Source organism: Geothrix rubra (assembly GCF_030268065.1).
Lineage (GTDB): Bacteria > Acidobacteriota > Holophagae > Holophagales > Holophagaceae > Geothrix > Geothrix rubra.
In genome coordinates, this window is the sequence record NZ_BSDD01000005.1 from 147,644 (window position 1) to 167,125 (window position 19,482).

Annotated in this window: 16 protein-coding genes; 9 read left to right on the plus strand and 7 right to left on the minus strand. The window is 66.9% G+C overall.

Annotated features, from left to right (window positions below; genetic code table 11):
* The first annotated feature begins 37 nt into the window (after positions 1-37).
* The 3 genes from QSJ33_RS13020 (at position 38) to dnaJ (ending at position 3,834) form a co-directional block, all read left to right on the plus strand.
* A complete protein-coding gene (locus QSJ33_RS13020; protein ID WP_285726855.1) occupies positions 38-676 on the plus strand; it encodes a nucleotide exchange factor GrpE in 639 nt (212 codons plus the stop codon).
* A gap of 86 nt (positions 677-762) precedes the next feature.
* Entirely contained in the window at positions 763-2,628 is a 1,866-nt protein-coding gene (gene dnaK / locus QSJ33_RS13025; protein WP_285726858.1) for a molecular chaperone DnaK, read from the plus strand.
* Between the two features lie 39 nt (positions 2,629-2,667).
* Entirely contained in the window at positions 2,668-3,834 is a 1,167-nt protein-coding gene (gene dnaJ, locus QSJ33_RS13030; RefSeq protein WP_285726859.1) for a molecular chaperone DnaJ, read from the plus strand.
* A gap of 15 nt (positions 3,835-3,849) precedes the next feature.
* Here dnaJ and QSJ33_RS13035 read toward each other — a convergent pair whose 3' ends face one another.
* Together QSJ33_RS13035 and QSJ33_RS13040 are read right to left on the minus strand one after the other, a co-directional pair.
* Entirely contained in the window at positions 3,850-5,004 is a 1,155-nt protein-coding gene (locus tag QSJ33_RS13035; RefSeq protein ID WP_285726861.1) for a GGDEF domain-containing protein, read from the minus strand.
* A 20-nt stretch (positions 5,005-5,024) separates the two neighbouring features.
* The gene (locus tag QSJ33_RS13040; protein ID WP_285726863.1) at positions 5,025-6,977 is read right to left on the minus strand and encodes a hypothetical protein; all 1,953 of its coding nucleotides are present in this window, start codon (positions 6,975-6,977) and stop codon (positions 5,025-5,027) included.
* Between the two features lie 69 nt (positions 6,978-7,046).
* Between QSJ33_RS13040 and QSJ33_RS13045 the strand changes: the two genes are divergently transcribed.
* From QSJ33_RS13045 to QSJ33_RS13060, 4 genes are all read left to right on the plus strand, one after another.
* The gene (locus QSJ33_RS13045) at positions 7,047-8,900 is read left to right on the plus strand and encodes a GspE/PulE family protein (protein WP_285726865.1); all 1,854 of its coding nucleotides are present in this window, start codon (positions 7,047-7,049) and stop codon (positions 8,898-8,900) included.
* Positions 8,901-8,944: 44 nt separating this feature from the next.
* Complete coding sequence (locus tag QSJ33_RS13050; protein WP_285726867.1) at positions 8,945-10,135, plus strand: type IV pilus twitching motility protein PilT; 1,191 nt, start codon at positions 8,945-8,947, stop codon at positions 10,133-10,135.
* A gap of 70 nt (positions 10,136-10,205) precedes the next feature.
* A complete protein-coding gene (locus tag QSJ33_RS13055) occupies positions 10,206-11,408 on the plus strand; it encodes a type II secretion system F family protein (protein ID WP_285726869.1) in 1,203 nt (400 codons plus the stop codon).
* Positions 11,409-11,481: 73 nt separating this feature from the next.
* Positions 11,482-11,919: a type IV pilin protein gene (locus QSJ33_RS13060; protein WP_285726871.1), complete on the plus strand. Its 438-nt coding sequence runs from the start codon at positions 11,482-11,484 to the stop codon at positions 11,917-11,919.
* 22 nt (positions 11,920-11,941) lie between these two features.
* Here the strand turns inward: QSJ33_RS13060 and QSJ33_RS13065 are convergent, their stop codons facing one another.
* Positions 11,942-13,891: an alkaline phosphatase family protein gene (locus tag QSJ33_RS13065; protein ID WP_285726873.1), complete on the minus strand. Its 1,950-nt coding sequence runs from the start codon at positions 13,889-13,891 to the stop codon at positions 11,942-11,944.
* A 66-nt stretch (positions 13,892-13,957) separates the two neighbouring features.
* Positions 13,958-14,470, minus strand: a complete 513-nt coding sequence (locus QSJ33_RS15575) for a prepilin-type N-terminal cleavage/methylation domain-containing protein (protein WP_309564093.1) — start codon at positions 14,468-14,470, stop codon at positions 13,958-13,960.
* 364 nt (positions 14,471-14,834) lie between these two features.
* On the opposite strand from QSJ33_RS15575, the gene QSJ33_RS13075 reads away from it, so the two are divergent.
* Together QSJ33_RS13075 and QSJ33_RS13080 are read left to right on the plus strand one after the other, a co-directional pair.
* Entirely contained in the window at positions 14,835-15,821 is a 987-nt protein-coding gene (locus QSJ33_RS13075; protein ID WP_420801401.1) for a glycosyltransferase family 2 protein, read from the plus strand.
* Positions 15,818-16,714: a glycosyltransferase family 2 protein gene (locus QSJ33_RS13080; protein ID WP_285726877.1), complete on the plus strand. Its 897-nt coding sequence runs from the start codon at positions 15,818-15,820 to the stop codon at positions 16,712-16,714. The genes QSJ33_RS13075 and QSJ33_RS13080 overlap by 4 nt, the downstream gene beginning before the upstream one ends.
* Before the next feature lie 12 nt (positions 16,715-16,726).
* On the opposite strand, the gene QSJ33_RS13085 is transcribed toward QSJ33_RS13080, so the two are convergent.
* From QSJ33_RS13085 to QSJ33_RS13095, 3 genes are all read right to left on the minus strand, one after another.
* Positions 16,727-17,128: a GtrA family protein gene (locus QSJ33_RS13085; RefSeq protein ID WP_285726880.1), complete on the minus strand. Its 402-nt coding sequence runs from the start codon at positions 17,126-17,128 to the stop codon at positions 16,727-16,729.
* Positions 17,125-17,718 (minus strand): class I SAM-dependent methyltransferase, encoded by a 594-nt coding sequence (locus QSJ33_RS13090; protein WP_285726882.1) that lies wholly within the window; start codon positions 17,716-17,718, stop codon positions 17,125-17,127. The genes QSJ33_RS13085 and QSJ33_RS13090 overlap by 4 nt, the downstream gene beginning before the upstream one ends.
* A gap of 69 nt (positions 17,719-17,787) precedes the next feature.
* Positions 17,788-19,416, minus strand: coding sequence for a DUF7056 domain-containing protein (locus QSJ33_RS13095; RefSeq protein ID WP_285726884.1), 1,629 nt, complete (start codon positions 19,414-19,416; stop codon positions 17,788-17,790).
* Between the last annotated feature and the right edge of the window lie 66 nt (positions 19,417-19,482).

Consider the following 19,482-nt stretch of genomic DNA (forward strand, 5'->3'; position numbering starts at 1 on the left):
CCCGAAATCCGTCGCCCCCGGCGAGGTCGAAGACCTTGTGGATCTGAACCTGGACGAAGTGGGGGAGCCCGATCTCCAGGCCCTCGCCGACGCGGCCGCCTCGGAATACAAGACCCAGATGGTTCCGGAGATGGACCTGGCCGAGCTCGGGGACGAATCCCCGGACGGGGAGCGTCGGGTCGATCTGGAGTCTGCCCTCACCGAGGCCGAGGGGCAGCTCGGGGAGATGCTGAAGCGCGAGGCCGAACTCATGGAGCAGCACCGCCGGCTCGCTGCGGACTTCAACAACTTCCGGAACCGGGTCCAGCGGGACATCGCCCTGGCCGTGGAGCAGGCCGAGCGCCGCATCCTCCTGGAAATGCTTCCGGTGCTGGACAACTTCGACCGGGGGCTCGGCGCCTCCTACCAGGATGTGGAGACCTTCCGCTCCGGCGTGGAGCTCATCCGCCGGCAGTTCCTGGAGGCCCTGCGGCGCCTCAATGTCGAGCCCCTCCCCCTGCAGGTGGGCGATCCCTTCGATGCCCTGCACGCGGAGGCGCTCACCACCTTCAGCGACCCGGCCCTGGCGGACGGCGCGGTGGCGGCCATCTACGAGCGCGGGTTCAACCTCAAGGGACAGCTCCTGCGGGCGGCCCGGGTGGTGGTGAATCGCCTTTCCGATGCGGAAAAATCCTAGTCCGGTCTCGATGCGGGCGAGCCCTTGCGCTGGCTGGCCCAGGGAGATCTAGGTAGCATGAATTCGACAACCCCGGAGTTCAACCCATGGCAGGCAAGCTGATCGGCATCGATCTGGGCACGACCAACAGTTGCGTCTGCGTCATGGAAGGCGGTGATCCACGCGTGATCGCGAACCGTGAGGGGAGCCGGACCACCCCCTCCGTGGTGGCGTTCACCGACAAGGGCGATGTCCTGGTGGGGCACATCGCCAAGCGCCAGGCCGTGACCAACCCCCAGCGCACCCTCTTCGCCGTCAAGCGCCTCATCGGGCAGCGGTTCCACGCCCCCAAGGTGCAGGAGGCCCTGACCCGGCTGCCCTTCCCCGTCGTGGCCGCCCCCAACGGGGACGCCTGGCTGCGCGTGGGCGACCGCGACTACGCCCCGCCCGAGGTGGCTGCCATCGTGCTGCGGAACATCAAGGCCTCCGCGGAAGCCTTCCTCCACGAGGAGGTGACGGACGCCGTCATCACGGTGCCGGCCTACTTCGATGACGCCCAGCGTCAGGCCACCAAGGACGCCGGCAAGATCGCCGGCCTCAATGTCCAGCGCATCATCAACGAGCCCACGGCCGCGGCCCTGGCCTACGGCTTCAACAAGAAGGGCGTGAAGCAGATCCTGGCCATCTACGACTTCGGCGGCGGCACCTTCGACTTCACCCTCATGGAGATGAACGACGGCGTCTTCGAGGTGCTGGCCACCAGCGGCGACACCTTCCTGGGCGGCGAGGACATCGACCAGGCCATCCAGGTCTGGCTGGTGCAGCAGTTCCGGGACAAGACCGGCCTCGACCTCACCACGGACCGCATGGCCCTCCAGCGCCTGAAGGAGGCCAGCGAGAAGGCCAAGTGCGAGCTGTCCACCCTGGACAAGGTCGACATCCGCCTCCCCTTCATCGCCCAGGGGACCAGCGGCCCCCAGCACCTGGAGGCCACCCTCACCCGGGACCAGCTCGAGGGCATGGTGAAGGGGCTGGTCGAGATGACGCTCCTGCCCATCAAGGACGCCCTCCAGCAGGCGGGGAAGACGGCCAAGGACGTGGACGAGATCATCCTCGTGGGCGGCCAGACGCGCATGCCCCTCGTCCAGCGGTTGGTCCGCGACTTCTTCGGCAAGGAGCCCAACCGGAACATCAACCCCGACGAGGTGGTCGCCACCGGGGCCTCCATCCAGGGGGCGGTGCTCAAGGGCGACATCAAGGACCTGGTCCTGCTGGACGTCACGCCCCTGAGCCTCGGCATCGAGACCCAGGGCGGCGGCTTCGTGAAGATCATCCAGCGCAACGCGACCATCCCCCTCCGGGACTCCCGGGTGTTCACCACGGTCACGGACAACCAGGCCCGGGTGGAGATCCACGTCCTCCAGGGCGAGCGCGAACTGGCGGAGCACAACAAGAGCCTCGGCCGTTTCGACCTCATCAACCTGCCGCCCCTCCCGAAGGGCGTACCGCAGATCGAGGTCAGCTTCGACATCGATTCCAACGGCATCGTGAAGGTCTCCGCCCGGGACCTCATGACCGGGCTGGAGCAGAGCATGAGCATCCGGCCCAGCTCCGGCCTGTCCGAGCTGGAGATCCAGCGCATGATCCGCGAGGCCCTGGCCAATGCCGAGACCGACGTCAAGAAGCGGGACGCCCTGAAGTACATCGCCTCGGCGGAGGGGCTGATCTTCTCCTGCGACAAGAGCTTCGCCGAGTGCGGCAAGTACCTCGCGGATGACCAGCAGGCCATGGTGCGCGACGTGCTCTCCCGGGCCCGCCAGGCCGTGGCGGCCCAGGACAGCGACGCCCTGCGGGCCTGCGAGTCCCAGCTCCTGGAGGCGCAGAACCTCCTGACGGACGCCGTCCTCGCCGCGAGCGAGGCCATGATGGCCTCCCTGGAAGGGGAGGGGGACGCCGCCGCGCCGCCCAACTAGTCCCGCGTCATCGGCTATCCTGGAAGCCAGGATGGGTGCATGAAGCGTGACTACTACGAGGTGCTCGGGGTGGCCCGGGACGCCGGGACCGACGAGCTGAAGAAGGCCTATCGCAAGCTGGCGATGGAGCTGCATCCCGACCGCAATCCGGGCAACAAGGAAGCGGAGGAGAAGTTCAAGGAGGCCGCGGAGGCCTACAGCGTCCTCTCCGATCCGGAGAAGCGGAAGGTCTACGACCAGTTCGGCCATGCCGGGCTGGGTGGCGCCGGGGGCGGCGGCGGGCAGCAGTTCCAGTTCGATCCCAGCCAGTTCGCGGATTTCGAGGACATCCTCGGCAGCTTCTTCGGGGGCGGCCTCTTCGGCGACCTCTTCGGCGGGGGGCGGCGGCGGTCCACGGGCGAGGAACGGGGATCCGATCTCCAGTACAACCTCCGCATCGGCTTCAAGGACGCCATCTTCGGCCAGGAGGCCATGGAGCTCTCCATCCCCCGCCTCGAGGCCTGCGACACCTGCCACGGGTCCGGCTGCGAGGCCGGCAGCCGGCCCGAGACCTGCCCCCAGTGCCGCGGCCAGGGCCAGGTGGCGGTGCGCCAGGGCTTCTTCCAGATGCTGGCCCCCTGTCCCCGCTGCGAGGGCCGGGGCCGCTTCATCCCGAAGCCCTGCAAGGCCTGCGGCGGCGAAGGACGGGTCCACCGGAAGACCAAGGTCGGCTTCCGGATCCCCGCGGGCGTGGACCGCGGCACGCGGCTGCGGCTCCAGGGCCAGGGCGAGGCGGGCCGCTTCGGCGGGCGGGCCGGGGACCTCTACATCGTGTTCGACGTGGAGCCGGATCCGGCCTACGAGCGGGACGGCTCCGACCTCCACCGCCGGCTGGATGTCTCCTGGCCTCTCCTGGTGCTGGGCGGGACGCTCCCCGTGGAGACGCCCTACGGCGCCGACAAGGTGAAGGTGGCTCCCGGCACCCCCGCCGACCACGTCGTGAAGCTCGTGAACGCCGGCGTGCCGCGCCTCCAGGGCGGCGGTCGGGGCGACCTCTACCTCCACCTCCGGGCGGCGGTGCCGAAGACCCTCACGGCCGAACAGCGGGAGCTGCTCGAGCAGCTCCGGCGCAGCCTGGACGGCGAGGCGGCCGGCGAGTCCGAGGAGGGCTTCCTCTCCAAGGTGTTCGGCGGCTCGGAGAAGAACGGGAAGAAGAAGCGGAAGTAGGCGGGACCCTTCCCGCTACTCCGCCACCACCACCTGCCCCTTCCCGGCGGACTTCGCCTGAAAGAGGGCGCGGTCTGCCCGCTCGATGAGGTGCTCCGCGCCATCCGCCTGGTCGGGGAAGGCCGCGATCCCGGCGCTGAGGGACACGGGCACCTGCACGCCGTCGAGATCCAGGGGCGCCTCCTTCAGCACCTGGATCAGGCGCTCCCCCAGCTTGCGGGCGCCCTGGCTGGTGGTGCCGGGCATGAGGATGCAGAATTCGTCGCCGCCGTAGCGGTAGAGGCGGTCGTGCGCGCGGCAGAGGCGCTGGGCGGTGCGGGCGACGCGCTCCAGCATGTGGCTGCCGGTGGGATGGCCGAAGCGGCTGTTCACGGCCTTGAGGTTGTCCACGTCCAGGAAGAGGAGGGACAGGGGCTCGCCCTTGGCGGCGGCGGCCCGGACGGCCCGGGGCAGTTCCGCCTCCAGGCAGCGCCGGTTCTGGGCCACGGTGAGGTCGTCCTTGAAGGAGAGGGCACGGCTCTCCTCTAGGCGCCAGGCGTTGAGGAGCAGGGGCTCCACGTCCGCGATGCTCGCCAGCAGGGCCTCCGGACGCTCCCGCGGGTCGCGCAGGCGCAGGATGCCCATCTGTTCCGAGGGGCAGAGCAGGGTGGCCTCTCCCCGGCGCACCAAGTCGGCCGCCTCCTGGCCGGGCAGCGGGGCCTCAGGGTAGCTGCCGTCGCCGGCCTGCTGGTAGAACGTGTCCTCCCGGCGCAGCCAGATGGCCCCCCCGCGCGCGCCGGAGAGGCGGATGGCGCGGTCCAGCACCAGGCGCAGCAGCTCATCAAGGGTGGCCTGGTGGAGCATGCGCCGGAGCCAGCCGTCCGTGCCCAGGTCCCGCTGCCGCAGGTGCTCCAGCGCGGCCCGGGCGGCCTCGAGGGGGCGGTCCTGCCGGAGCACCCAGCCGGGGCGGAGGTTCAGCACCGTGCTCACCTCCTCGGGATCGCCCTCCTGCACCCACCAGAGCAGTTCCGTCCCCTCCATGGGGATGAGCCGGGGATCCGGGCGCTCCGCCACCAGCACCACGGTCCCCTTGCCGGCCCCGTCCACCACCCGATGGCCCCAGGCGGCCAGGGCCTTCCGGAGGGCGTCGCCAGCCGGGGAGGGGTGGGGTTCCAGCCAGTGGATGGACATGGTCGGGGGGATCGGCGGGCTCAGCCGAGCGCCGCTTCCAGGCGCAGGGCGAGGTGGCTGAGGTGGGAGGCGAACTGCTCGAGGGCCGGGAGGGTGTCCTTCTGGCCCCGCTCGGCGCGGATCCACCGCTTGAGCAGGGCCAGCGACTGGGGATCCCGGACCCCCAGCCGCTTGGCCGTCTGGATCAGCTTGTGGGAGAGCCGGGTGCGCTCCGCATCGGGGGTCTCCTTGAGTTCCGCCACGAGCCGGAGGGCCTCCTGGGCCACCTCCAGGTCCTGGCGGATGAGGGGGATCCGGGCGTTGATCCGGAGGAGGAACAGCTCGAGGAAGCGCAGGAGGTCGCCCAGCAGGTCCATGCCGTCCCGGAGGGCCTGCGGCACGTCCTCGGGGCTCTCCAGCAGCCGGCTCAGCTGCTGCACGAGCCCCTCGGCCTCCTCCCGGTCCGGGCGGCGCATCAGGGGGAACTCCGGGCTGCGGCGGAAGGACTGCACGTGCTGGTGGGCCTGGGAGAGGCCGAGGGCAAGGCGGGGCCAGTCCTGCAGCTCAAGGTGGAGCAGCAGCTGTCCGTGCAGGGGCGAGACCTGCTCCCACAGCCGCTGGAGCCGCTGGCGGAGCCGCTCCCCCTCCTCCATGAGGTTGGGTGAATCGGGGAAGAGGCGCTGCTGCAGCTCCGGGGAGAAGATGCCCACGAGGCCGCCCATGAGCTGCCGCTGGTGGTTGAGGAGGAGGCCCCGGAGGCTGTCGAGGGTCTGGGCCAGCTGGTCGGCGTCCTGGCCCGCGAGCGCCTGCTGGAGGAGGCTCCTGAGGGTGCTCTGGTCCTGGCGCAGGGCCAGCACGGCCTGGCGGAAGAAGGTCCGCAGCCGGGGGGTGTCCTCCGCCTCCGGCGGGAGCGACTCGATGCCCGAAGGATGGTAGGCGCGGTCCGCCATGCGGCCCAGCTCGGACTCGATGACGAGGCAGGTGGGCACGGTGGCGTAGCGGTCCCTGGGGCTCGCCGTGGCCGCGGGCTCGAGGGACTCGATGAGCCCCGTCAAGGCGATGTGGCTGGCCAGGGCCCGGGCCACCAGGGTGAAGGTGGGCTGATCCTCCCGGCGCAGCTGCTGGAGCAGGCGGCGCATTTCGGGAGGCATGGCCTCCTTCAGCCGGTCGCCCTCCATGCGGGGCAGGGTCCAGCCGAGATGATCCCAGAGCCAGCGGAGGCTGCCCCGGACCTGCTCCACGGCCGGCCAGTGGACGCCCCGGTCCAGGGGCCGGATGAGGCTCAGGCGGAGGTTCGACACCACGTGCTCCAGCAGGAGCAGCGGCGCCACGCGGGCGTGGATCTCGGAGGGGATGCAGGCCTCGAGCAGCTCCGCCAGGCGGGCCAGGGCCTCCTCCAGCCGCCCCTGGCCCTGGATGGCGCGGTTCACGGCCTTCATCTGGGCATTGAGGCGGGCCACGGCGGCCGGGCCGTTCTCGCAGGCCTGGAGGGCGCCGAGGATGCGCCGGAAGGGGGCCTTGTGGTCCGCCAGGAAGGTGCTCCAGAGGGCCCGCAGGTGGTCCGCGTCCTCCGTGGGGGCCAGGGACATGGCGCGCAGGGAGGCCAGCAGGTCCAGGAGGAGGCTCACCCACTCGGGCTGCTCCTGCTCGGCCAGCAGCTCCCGGTGGGCGGCCTCCGCCAGCATGCCGAGGCGCGCGAGGCTGTGCTGCAGCACCAGCCCCATGGCCGGTCGGGCCTCGCCCAGCCTCCGGGGGGAGAACTGGTGCAGGAAGGCGAGGAAGGTGCCGAGGTTCCGCCGGAGGGTGGCCTGGGCCGGGGATTCCTCCCCGGGCCGCGGACCCGCGGGCGGCGCCTCCACCAGGGGCTCGAGGTCGCCGGCGCCGGCCTTCAGGACATCCTCGAGCAGGGCCAGATCGCCCCGGGATAGGCCTTTCTCCCGGACGAGCTGCCGGGCCAAGAGCAGGCGCTGGGGCTGGCTCCCTGGGGAGGACATGGCAAAAGCATACATTGGATGCAAGTTAAGGGTGTTACCATCCCCTCACCCCAATCCCGGAGGCGTTCGGTGGTCAGCAAGCTCGGCGAAATGCTCGTCAAGGCCCAGCTCATCACTGAGGCCCAGCTGGAAGAAGTCATCAAAGTTCAGCGGCGGGAAGGCGGCAAGCTGGGGAGCATCGTCGTCCGCCAGGGCTACTGTTCCGATCAGGACATCGTGAGCTTCCTGGGCATGCAGTACGGCGTGCCGGCGGCCGACCTGGAGCAGTGGCCGCCCATCGATCCGGCCGTCGTGGCGTTGATTCCCGCGGAACTCGCCCAGCGGCACAAGGTGTTGCCCCTCCAGCGCACCGGCAACGTGCTGACCCTGGCCATGTCCGATCCCACGGACATCTTCGCCATGGACGACGTGCGGTTCCACACGGGCTACAACGTGGATCCGGTGGTCTCCAGCGAGATGGGTCTCATTCGCGCCGTGGAGCGCTACTACGGGGGATCGAGCCAGGTGGCCCTCCGGGGGGATGGCACCGCCACCCGGGGTGGCTCGGCCACCAGTGGCGGGTCCGGCATGGGCGGGCCGCCAGCCGGCTCCGCAGCGGCGGCCTTCAGCGCCTTCGACGAGGCCGAGGAGCACATCGACCTCTCCGAGCTGGAGCAGCAGCTCGATGCCGACGCGGAGTTCGACACCACCGACGACGACGAGGAGAGCATCAACGTCGGGGCCCTCAAGCGGGGCAGCGAGGATGCGCCGGTCGTCAAGCTGGTGAACATGGTGCTCATCGACGCCATCAAGCGCGGGGCCTCGGACATCCACATCGAACCCTACGAGAAGAACTACCGCATCCGGTTCCGCATCGACGGCATCCTCATGGAGGTCATGCGGCCGAACCTGAAGCTGAAGGATCCCCTCACCTCCCGCGTGAAGATCCTGGCCAAGCTCAACATCGCCGAGAAGCGCCTGCCCCAGGACGGCCGCATCAAGCTGCGGGTCAACATGGGCGGCCGCCAGAAGGTCATCGACTACCGCGTCAGCATCCTCCCCACCCTCTTCGGCGAGAAGATCGTGCTGCGGCTGCTGGATTCCGACAAGCTCATGCTGGACCTCACGAAGCTGGGTTTCGAGCAGGAGAGCCTGGACCGCTGGGACCGGCAGATCTCCAAGCCCTACGGCATGGTCCTGGTGACCGGGCCCACCGGCTCCGGCAAGACCAACACCCTGTACTCGTCCATCGCGAAGCTGAACACGCCGGACACCAACATCCTCACGGCCGAGGATCCGGTGGAGTTCAACTTCCCCGGCATCAACCAGGTGCAGATGAAGGAGCAGATCGGCCTCAACTTCGCGGCCGCCCTCCGCTCCTTCCTCCGGCAGGACCCGAACATCATCCTGGTGGGTGAGATCCGCGACTTCGAAACGGCCGAGATCGCCATCAAGGCCTCCCTCACGGGCCACCTGGTGCTCTCCACCTTGCATACCAACGACGCGCCGAGCACCATCAACCGCCTCATGAACATGGGCGTGGAGCCCTTCCTGGTGGCCACCTCGGTGAACATCATCTGCGCGCAGCGCCTCGTCCGCCGCCTCTGCCCGAACTGCAAGGCCGTGGATACGCACCACCAGCCGGAGGACGCCCTGATGAAGGTGGGGTTCACCCCGGAGGAGATCCAGAAGGGCATCACCTTCTACAAGCCCGTGGGCTGCGAGGCCTGCAACAAGCGCGGCTACAAGGGCCGCGTGGGCCTCTACGAGGTGCTGGAGATCTCCGAGACCCTCAAGGACATGATCCTCACCGGGGCTTCCGCCATCGAGCTGCGCGAGCAGGGCCAGAAGGAGGGCATGATCACCCTCCGCCGCTCCGGCTGCCGCAAGGTCCTCGACGGCGTCACCACCATCGAGGAGATCATCCGGGAAACCGTGCTCTAAAGTACCGCCCGATCGATCGCCCCCACTCCTTCCCGAGGCCATCCATGAGCGAAGTCGGTTCCAACTACGTCGTCCCCCTGCAGCAGCTCCTGAAGACCATGGTGGAGTACGGCGGGACGGACCTGCACCTCACCACGGACACGGCGCCGCAGATCCGCATCGACGGGCGCATGGTGCCCCTCAAGCTGCCCCCCCTGGACGCCTCCCAGACGCGCTGGCTCTGCTACGGGGTCATGACGGACCAGCAGAAGCACCGCCTGGAGGAGGACCTGGAGGTGGACTTCTCCTTCGGCCTGCAGGGCGTGGCCCGCTTCCGCGCCAACGTCTTCAACCAGCGGGGCGCCACCGCCGGCGTCTTCCGCACCATTCCCGAGAAGATCCGCAGCTTCGACGAGCTGGGCCTGCCGCCCTCGGTCCAGGCCCTCTGCGACAAGCCCCGCGGCCTGGTGCTGGTCACGGGCGTGACCGGCTCGGGCAAGTCCACCACGCTGGCCGCCATGGTGGACAAGATCAACACCGAGGAGCCCCTCCACATCCTCACCATCGAGGATCCCGTGGAATACGTCCACCGGCACAAGCGGGCCCTGGTGAACCAGCGGGAGATCCACGCCGACACCCACAGCTTCAAGAAGGCCCTCCGCTCGGCCCTCCGCCAGGACCCCGACGTGGTGCTGGTGGGCGAGTTGCGCGACCTGGAGACCATCGAATCGGCCCTCACCATCGCCGAGACGGGCCACCTGACCTTCGGCACCCTGCACACCAACAGCACGGTGCAGACCATCAACCGCATCATCGACGTCTTCCCCTCCCACCAGCAGGCCCAGATCCGGGCCCAGCTCTCCCTGGTGCTGGAAGGCGTGATCTGCCAGAGCCTCATCCCCAAGGCCGGCGGGAAGGGCCGGGCCCTGGCCCTCGAGATCATGCTCCCCAACCCCGCCATCCGGAACCTCATCCGGGAGGACAAGATCCACCAGATCTACGGCGTCATGCAGTCCGGCCAGGCGAAGTACGGCATGCAGACCTTCAACCAGAGCCTGTCCGACCTCGTCCTCAAGGGCGACATCACCCAGGAGCAGGCCTACGAGTACAGCTCCAACACCGACGAGCTGCGGGAGCTCATCAACCGCGGGGTGGGCACCGCCGCCGCGGGCGGCCGGGGCGCCGCCCCCGCCCCCGCCGCCAAGCCCGGCAGCCCCCTGCTGGGCGGGCGGAACCCCAACATCAAGTACACCTAGGACTTCACCAGCCAGCCATTCCTGCCTATCCTGAATCCATCACCATCCCTGCCCGCACCCCGAGGTCCACATGCCCGCATATGCATGGAAAGGCAAGAACAGGCTGGGCGAGGTCCAGGAAGGGGTCCTGGTCTCCGATTCCCGGGATGCCGCCGCCAACACCCTCAAGCGGAACGGCATCGAGGTCATCAACGTGCGCCTCATGGCCTCCGAGGGCGGCAAGTCCTTCGGCAAGGTGCCCGCCAAGGACCTCGCCATCTTCACCCGGCAGTTCAGCGTGATGATCGACGCCGGCCTGCCCCTCGTGCAGTGCCTGGAGATCCTCGGCGCCCAGCAGAAGCACAAGGGCTTCCAGCGCATCATCGAGGCCGTGCGGGACGACGTGGAGAAGGGCCTCACCCTCCAGGCCGCCCTCTCCAAGCACCCCAAGGCCTTCAACGACCTCTACGTGAACATGGTGGGGGCCGGCGAGACGGGCGGCATCCTCGACGTCATCCTCCAGCGGCTCTCCGGCTACATCGAGAAGGCGGTCAAGCTCACGGCCAAGGTGAAGGGGGCCATGACCTACCCCATCGCCGTCATCTCCATCGCCATCATCGTGGTGGTCATCATCATGGTGAAGGTCATCCCCGTGTTCTCGGCCATGTATGAGGGCCTGGGCAGCAAGCTGCCCTATCCCACCCTCGTCTGCATCGCCCTGTCCAACGCCATCATCAACTACTGGTACCTGCTCGCCATCGCCATCGCCGGCATCGTCATCGGCCTGCGCCAGTACTACAAGACGCCCACGGGCAAGCTCCAGATCGACACCGTCCTGCTGCGGATCCCCGTCATCGGGGACCTGCTGCGGAAGGTGGCCGTGGCCCGCTTCTGCCGCACCCTGGGCACCCTCATCAGCTCCGGCGTGCCCATCCTCGAGGGCATGGACATCACGGCCCGCACCGCGGGCAACCAGGTCATCCACAACGCCATTCTCAAGTCGAAGGATGCCGTGGAGCAGGGGCGGAACATCAGCGCCCCCCTGGCCGAGACCAAGGTCTTCCCGGCCATGGTGGTGCAGATGGTGGGCGTGGGCGAGGCCACGGGCGCCCTGGACGCCATGCTGTCCAAGGTGGCCGACTTCTACGAGGACGAGGTGGACAACGCCGTGGCCAACCTCACCAGCCTCATGGAGCCCATCATGATCGCCATCCTGGGCGGCATCATCGGCTTCATCGTCATCGCCATGTATTTGCCCATCTTCAACCTGGCCAACGTCTTCGGCAAGGATTGAGGATTCCGGGGCGCCCTCCGCGATTCCCAGCACGGACCTTGCTATCCTTCCCGGAACCCCCGGAGGTCGCCCCATGCCCCGACTGACCCGCCGCTCCTCCCGCGTCCAGGGATTCTCCCTGGTGGAACTCCTCCTGGTGCTGGCCCTCATCGGCATCATCAGCGCCATCGCCATCCCCGCCTACCTGGGGCAGCGGCGCCGGGCCATGATGATCGGGGATGCAGAGGCCAACGCCCGTGCCCTGGCCATGGCCCTGGAGAGCCGGCGGGCCGAGAATGGGCTCTACGCCGCTTCCGGCACGTCCTGGAGCTGGACCGCCAGCGGCACCGCCCCCACCGCCAGCGTGGGCGCCCCGGTCTTCTCGGCCAAGGGCGCCTCCCGCATGAACTACAGCGTGGCCGTGACCAACGGCGGGGTGGGCTACACCATCACCGTGAACGACCCCAGCTTGGGCGCCAATGTGTACACCCTGAACCAGGCCGGGGCCGGATCGGTCCTGATCAAGTATTGATCCGTCCCGGCCCGGGGTCCTCCTACTTGCCGGGCACCTCCGGCACCGGTCGGAGGTATTCAGCGTCGATCTGGGCCTTCACCTTCTCGAAATCGGCCTGGGTGATGGGTTCCACGCCCTCCAGCCGGTAGCCGTGGTAGCTGAAGTGGTGGGCCCCGCCCCCTTCCAGGGGTTTGTACACGTCCAGATGGTCCCCCTCGGCCCGGGCCACGCTGACCTCGTGCTGCCGCTCCGCCAGGGTGGCCTGGTAGCGCATCACCCAGACACCGTGGGGGAGCAGGGCCGCACCCTGGACGATCTTCTTGGAGTCGTAGCTCAGGTAGTGGACCCCTTCCGGTTCGGGCCGCAGGAAGTCTGCTCGGATGGTGTGGTAGCGCACGGCGGCGAAGGGCCGGGTGCCAAAACTGGACGGGGAGATGGGTTTGCTCCCGAGGAGCTTCTCCGCCAGGGCATCCCGCAGCTCAAGGGTGTCGACGGCCCGGTCCGTGCCCGGTCCGTTGGGGAAGCCGGGACCGGCCACCAGGAAGGGGATGCGCAGCTCCCAGGGGTCCAGATCGTAGCCGTGGATGCCCTGGAGCTGGAATTCGGGCGTCACGTGGTAGAAGCGCTCGCCGTGGTCGGAAAAGAGCACCCGGGTTGCCTGGGCGTAGTCCGGATCCTTGGCCAGGCCCTCCCAGAGGGGCTTCCAGGCCGCCAGGAGGTGCCGAACCCGGATGCGGTAGGCCAGGAGGGGGTCCCGGCGGGGATCCGTGTTCGCCAGTTCTGAAGGCGTCACCAGGGGCAGGCCCGCCACGGGGCGCAGGTCGAGGGGCTTCAGGGTCCACCAGCGGGGCAGGTCCTGGAGTTCGGATCGGCTGAGGAAGATGGGCTGGTGCAGGTGACAGGTGTGGAACATCACCAGGTCCGCGCCCCGGCCCCGTTCCAGGGCCTCCCGCAGTCCCGCGTCCAGGCCCGCCCAGGGGTTGGTGGAGGGGAACACCCGCAGGGCATCCATCCAGCTGGCGTAGAAGGGGAGATGCACGGCCAGGTTGGAGTTGACGAAGTTCTCCCAGCCGGCGGCGGGCATGGCCACCTCATCGAAGAAGCCGGAACCCCGGCCCGCCAGGCCGATGGTGCCGCCGTCGTCGATGTAGAACCGGACCTTCAGCCCCTTCGCTTTGTAGGCGTCCAGCAGGGCGTAGCGGAGCTGACCATTCAGCTCTTCCTCGGAGGGTAGGGCGTTGCCGATGGAATATTCAGCGGGGTCGCCCCCCCAGAGCAGGCTGTAGAACAGACGGGTGGCGGGGACCATCGTGTAGGCATTGGGGTAGTGCGTGCCCGTCCAGGCGGCCATGCCTTGCGACTCGGCCACGTCCGGGCGGAGGGCATCCACCCCCACCAGGAGAGCCTGAACCGGGTGGTGGCCGGGGGGATCCGTAGGCACCCGCCGCCCCAGCACCAGAGGAGCCTGGGCCAGGAGGGTCCAAAGCAGCAGCCAGCCGGGCACTATCAGCCAGGCACGGCGGCCCCAGTGGTGGAAGGCCCGGTGGGCCACGGGGCCCGCGATGACCAGGACCAGTAGGGGGAGGCCGAGCGCGAAGGGCAGGTGCTGGACCACGGGGATCACCCAGAGGGTGGTGGGCACCCGCCACCAGAGCACAAGGTGGATCCAACCGAAGGCCGCCAAGGTGAGACCGAAGGCGGTGCCGAAGCCCCATTGGTGGGCCCAGCCCCGGTCCAGCAGCACGCCCCAGGCCAGGGTGAGCAGCCACAGCAGGATGCCGCCACCCAGGTAGAGGGGCAGGACCTCCCGGGCTAACAGCCGCAAGGCGAAGGCCTGAGCCGTGGGATTGTGCAATCCGTCCGCCACGAAGCCCGAGAGACCGGTCGAGGGACCCTGATAGTAAGCCCCGAGGGCGAGCAGGCTCAGCAGCAGGACGAGGGCCCCGGCGGCGAAGGGGGCCAGGAGGCGCAGGCGGCGCGACAGGGGCATGGGGGCTCCAGCAAAGGAACGGGGGGCCGTGGCCCCCCGTTCCGGTGGTGCGATCTGGCGTTCACCCTACTCGAGGCTGGAGACCTTGGAGACCACGTTCTTGTTGTTGATCTTGCCCTGCACGTAGACGGCGCCACCGAAGAAGCCAGGCTGGCCAGAGGCGGTGGGCAGCACGTAGCCGAACTGAGCCTGGCCAAGGGTGGCCGTGGTGGCTTTGGTCTCGAGGTTGGTGGCGAAGGTACTGGCAGTGGTTCCCGCCACGGTGGCAAAGGTGTAATTGAAAGCCGTAGAGGGGGCACCGGCGGTCCCATTCCAGGGGTTCTTATCGGCGTTGCCAGTGTTCGTCAGGTAAGTCTGCATGGCGGTGATGGCGGAGGCGGCCGACATACCGGATTCGCGGGACTTGTCCCACTGGCCCACGAGGTCGCCCACACGGCCGACGGTGTTGTCGATGGCGGCCTTGTCGCGGGCCCGGGCGCGCTGGCTGAGCAGGGCCGGGATGGCGATGGCGCTGATGATGCCGATGATCGCGAGGACCAGCAGCAGCTCGATGAGGGTGAAGCCGGACTGCTTCTTCATGGGCGTCTCCTTTGGATAGGGCCGAGCTCTGGTTTCAAGTCTCGTGCCAGGAAGTGGGGGTGTCCAAATCTGGCAGGGGTCCCAGGGTAATTCAAGCCCTCCGAGCTGTGGGATCCGCTTCTGGGAACACGGACCATGTGCTGGATCGGTCGATTGGAGCCCTCCTGCGTCACCGGGGTGACGCAGGAGGCGCAGGGGGGGGTGAAACTGGGCGAATGCCCTAACCCTATCCGCTGGATCCCGCAGGTGCTCTGGTGGGGTAGAAAGAACTGGACACCCTTCGACTCGCTCGGCGATACCTTACAAGGTTCACCCCTGCCCCAGGATCTTACGCACGCTTGGTTGAACCCCCCGTCCATTTCCGATGAGCAGACAAGAACCCATCTCTAACCGTCAGGCCGATTGCGGATCGGTGGCCGTAGTCATCCCATGCTTTCGGGCCCGGTCCACCATCGAGCATGTGCTCGGAGGGATCGGACCCGAGGTCGGCAGGATCTATGTCGTCGACGACGGATGCCCCGAACACACGGGTGACTGGGTGCAGCAGATCTGCACCGATCCTCGCGTGAGGGTCCTCCGAAATGCACGGAACCTGGGGGTTGGCGGCGCGGTCAAGGCGGGTTACCTGGTGGCCTTGGAGGAGGGTGCAGCCATCATCGTCAAGCTTGATGCAGACGGGCAGATGGACCCGAAGGATCTCTCACGCCTCATCGCGCCCCTGTTGGCCGGGCGGGCCGACTATGCCAAAGGCAACCGTTTTTTTGACATCGAGCACGTTCGGCAGATGCCCGGCCAAAGGTTGTTCGGGAACGCCGTTCTGTCGCTGATGACCAAGCTCTCCACGGGCTATTGGGATATTTTCGACCCCACGAACGGGTACACCGCCATCACCGACACGGCGTTGAAGCACCTGCCGCTGGACAAGATCAGCGACAGCTATTTTTTTGAAACCGACATGCTGTTCCGGCTGAACACAACCCGGGCCGTGGTCGCCGATGTGCCCCTTCCGGCCCGGTATTCGGGAGAGGTCAGCAGCCTCCGGATCCGCGTGATCCTCGGCGAGTTCCTGGCCAAGCATGCTCGTAACCTCCTGAAGCGGATCGTCTACAACTACTACCTCCGGGACATGTCCATCGCCTCCATCGAGCTGCCGGTGGGGCTGGGGCTGTCGGTCTTTGGGTTCGTCTTCGGGGGCGTCAAGTGGATGGAGGCGATCGGGGGCACGCGGCCCACGCCCACGGGGACCGTGATGCTCTCCGTCCTGCCCCTCCTGCTGGGGGTCCAGCTGCTGCTGGCGTTTCTGGCCTTTGATATCGCCTCCGTGCCCCGAAGGCCGCTGGGAAGGCCATGAACCGGGTCCGGGAAGCACAGCCGGCCCGGCTCCATGTTTTCATCCCCGGCTACCGGAACCCGGGCCTGCTCGCGGAAACCCTGGAGGCTCTGGTCAGGGCCATGGGCCCGGAGCTGCGCGAAGGTGAGGTCCTCGCCACCTGCGTGGACGACGCCAGTCCCGAGCCCCTGGAGCCGGTGGTGCACTCGAGCGGCGGTGGCTGGGTGGAGTACGTCCGGAATGAGACGAACCTCGGCATCATCCCGAACTTCAACCGGTGCGTCAGCCTGGCGCGGGCCCCCCTGGTGATGTTCCTGGGGGCCGACGATCTGGTGCTCCCCTCCTATTGGCCAGCGGCCCAGGCCATGATCGCCAGGCACCCCGACGCAGGGGTCTATGCCCCCGGGGTCGCGGAGGTGGATGCGGGCGGACGACGGCGGATCTCACTCTCCTTTCTCATCAAGCGGGCCATCTCCCCCCTTCTGGCGCGGTTCCGCATGGTCGAATTAAGTGGGAGCCGCCTGGCCCTTCGCCTCGCCATCGGCGATTTCCTCTACTTTCCGGCCTTGTGCTGGAGGACGGAGGACCTGCAGCGGAGACCCTTCGACCCGGCGTGGTCGGATGCGGCGGATTGGCATCGGCTGTTTGTGTGCGCGATGGAAGGCAGGTCTGTCGTGGTGGACAACCGGACCAAGGTCTTCCTCTACCGGCGCCATGCGAGCAGCGCTTCCGAGGTCTCAGCGGGACGCGGTGTGCGCTTCGGAAATGAGCGGGCCTTGAGTCTGAGCATGGGCCGGCTTTCGAAGGAAAAGGGTTGGTGGATGGCCGCCGCGATGGCTTGGCTCCATCCTACGGTCCGGCTGAACGCCTGGGTGCGGCGGCTGGCGGGTGGCACCTTCAGGAACGGGCGCTGAGAAGGGAGCGCCTCACCCCAGGCCGTCGTCCTGAGTCAGTGGGGGCGTCCGGGCCCCGAAGACGAACTTCCGGTTGAGTACATAGGAGAGCGCCGCGCAGACGAGGCTGGCGACGGCTCCGGCGAGGTAGGGATTCAGGGTCTTCCGGGCCACATACTGGGTGAGGATGTTCACGAAGTACATCGTCACGAAGATGAGGATGAACTTCAGGAAGGCATACCTGGACTTGTTCTTGAAGACCAGCTCCTTCATGAACTTGTATCCCGCCAGCATGGCGCTGATGCCTCCGAGGAGCGTCGCCCAGGTGTAGTGCACTCCCAGACTGAGCAGGAGGGAGAACACGCCGTAGGCCAGGAGGGTATTGAAGGCACCGACCAGGAGGTACCTCATCATCTGGTTCGCGTCGATCTTCATGCCATTTTTCTGGATACGAATACGAACTCATTATAACGGAATAGTTTACCAAAGATGCGAGGGAATGGAAACGAGTAGCGGCGACTTTCCAAAAGCCCTAATGCTTTATTGATTGTGCTTAGTTTGTCAAAGTCGATGAACTCAGTATGGGTTACATCACTTTGATAGCCCGCCTCTTGCGGGGTGATGATGATCAGCTTGCCGTTGAATTTCAATAGGTTTAAATAGCGTCCAATCAGTGAAATGGTTGAGTCCAAGCCAATATGCTCGGCAACATGTGCTAGCAGAAGCGAATCATAGAATTCTTGTTGGTAATCGGGCGAATTTTCAAAATCTTCCGGTGTGTAGGCCGTCAACCCGAAGGAGCGAGCAACCTCGATTGCACGGGTATTTGGGTCGATGCCGACCCCTTGGCTTAAATTTATCAAATTCCTGCCAATCCCACATCCAATATCCAGTGTTTTCCCTGGCTTGAGGCGTTTAAGGTTCCACCGGTACGGGGCCTGAACATCCAAGAGGCGTTTCCATGGGCTCTGCTGCAGCCGAACCAATCGATCTGCATATTCTTTGGTTTGGCTAGAATTGACCATCAATAGGCCCCTTATTGTCGATCCGTTTTCATATGTATTACATGAAGTCTTGGACGCAATTTATTGAATTTAATAGGTGTAGACTTCTGCAAATAAATCGGGCACCGGCCCTTGGGGGGCCAAGGGGTTTCTCACGGGGGTGTCTGCCGGTAGCAGGAAGAGGGGTTCCTTGCTCTGCGGTCCACGCACTCGGTGCAAGCCCGGCGAGATGCTGACGACCTCCGCCGGAGCTAGGCCGTCGAGGCCTACGGGGCCTGCCACCGCCCCTCCATGTCGATTGAACAATCGATAACGGCCGGCCCAGTGGCAAGCGAACGGCGTTTCCGGAGCTCCGGGATTCAATTCGACCCCGCTGAGCAGGAGATTCGGCGAAATGCGGACATAGCCGCCCGCGACCATCCGCTGGACGACGTCGGACATGATGAGGATCCGATAATTGAGGATCCAAAGTTTCGGGTGGTCATCCATGACGCTTTGGAGGGCGCTCACATTCCCGGATCTCAGGGCGGCGCGGATGCGCGCGATCGTGGGCGTGTCCCACCACCATCCCGGGTAGTCCCCGGCGATGTCGCGGTCCACGATCATCCCGATTCCATCGAAGTAGGTGCTTCCCGGTTCCAGCAGGTTCTCCGCCTGGACCATGACGGAGATCTGCTCCGCATTGGTGTGGTTGAGGTAGCGGACCTGGCGGGGCAGGGAAAGCGCAGCCAGGAAGGTGAGGGCCAGTACCGCCTGGTCGCGGGCCAGCCACCTCCTCTCCGCAACCCAGTCCGCGAGCGGGATCACCCAGAGGGACAGGAGCATCTGGGGCCAAACGAATACATACGGCCAGGGCTGATCGTGGTGGAAGATCAGGATGGTGACGATCACCGTCGCGATAAGGGCCACGCGGATGGAGAATCCGGCCGATTTCCAGCGGGCGAGGGCGATGCCCAGGCCCGCCAGGGAGATGGCGTAGGGGATCAGGTTCCGCGTCAGCGTCTGGTAGATGAACATGCCGAGGCCCGAGAAGGCGGCCGTGCCCTCCAGCACGAACCTCGGTCCGAGGAGCACCATGGTGATGACCCGCCACCCGTGGGTGCCGCCGAAGTAGATGGCATAGCCCACGAAGACCGCCAGCCAGCCGCCGGCAAAGAGCAGGCTGTCCTGGAGCGCCCTGCGCCAGCCCGAATCGAGCCAGGTGGCCACGACCAGGGCGATGAAGTAGGCTGCCAGGAGGTAGACGGCCTTCTGGGTGCAGAGGAACGAGAGGCCCATGAGGGAGCCGGATACCACGAGGTGGGACCTTCGGCGCCTGGACCGGACCAGGAACAGGAGCGAACCGGCGGCGAAGGTCAGAGCGACCGTGTCCGTACGGATACTGAAGGCCCCTTCGAACAGGTTGGAATAGGAGAGGGCGCTCACGAGTACCAGCAGCCTATGCCGGGCGTGCGGCCACAGCTCGCGGGAGATGAGGAGGATGGCGGCCATCGTCGCCAGGGTGGCGCACAGGCCGAGCATCCGACCCGCCCGCATGATGCCGACCGAACCGGAGGCCAGGTTGGCAATCCGGAAGAGCTCGGTCCCGAAGACGGTCTTGATGGGATCGAGCGTCTGGTAGAGCGTATGCTTCGAAAAACTGCGGAGACCCTGGAACAGATTGAATTCGTCCATGACGAACCGGGCCTGCCAGGACACGAAGGCGAACAGGACCAGCATGAGGCCCCAGACCGCAGCGACCGTGGATGACACCAAGGTTGATCTCTCTGTGTCCTTTGGTTCAAC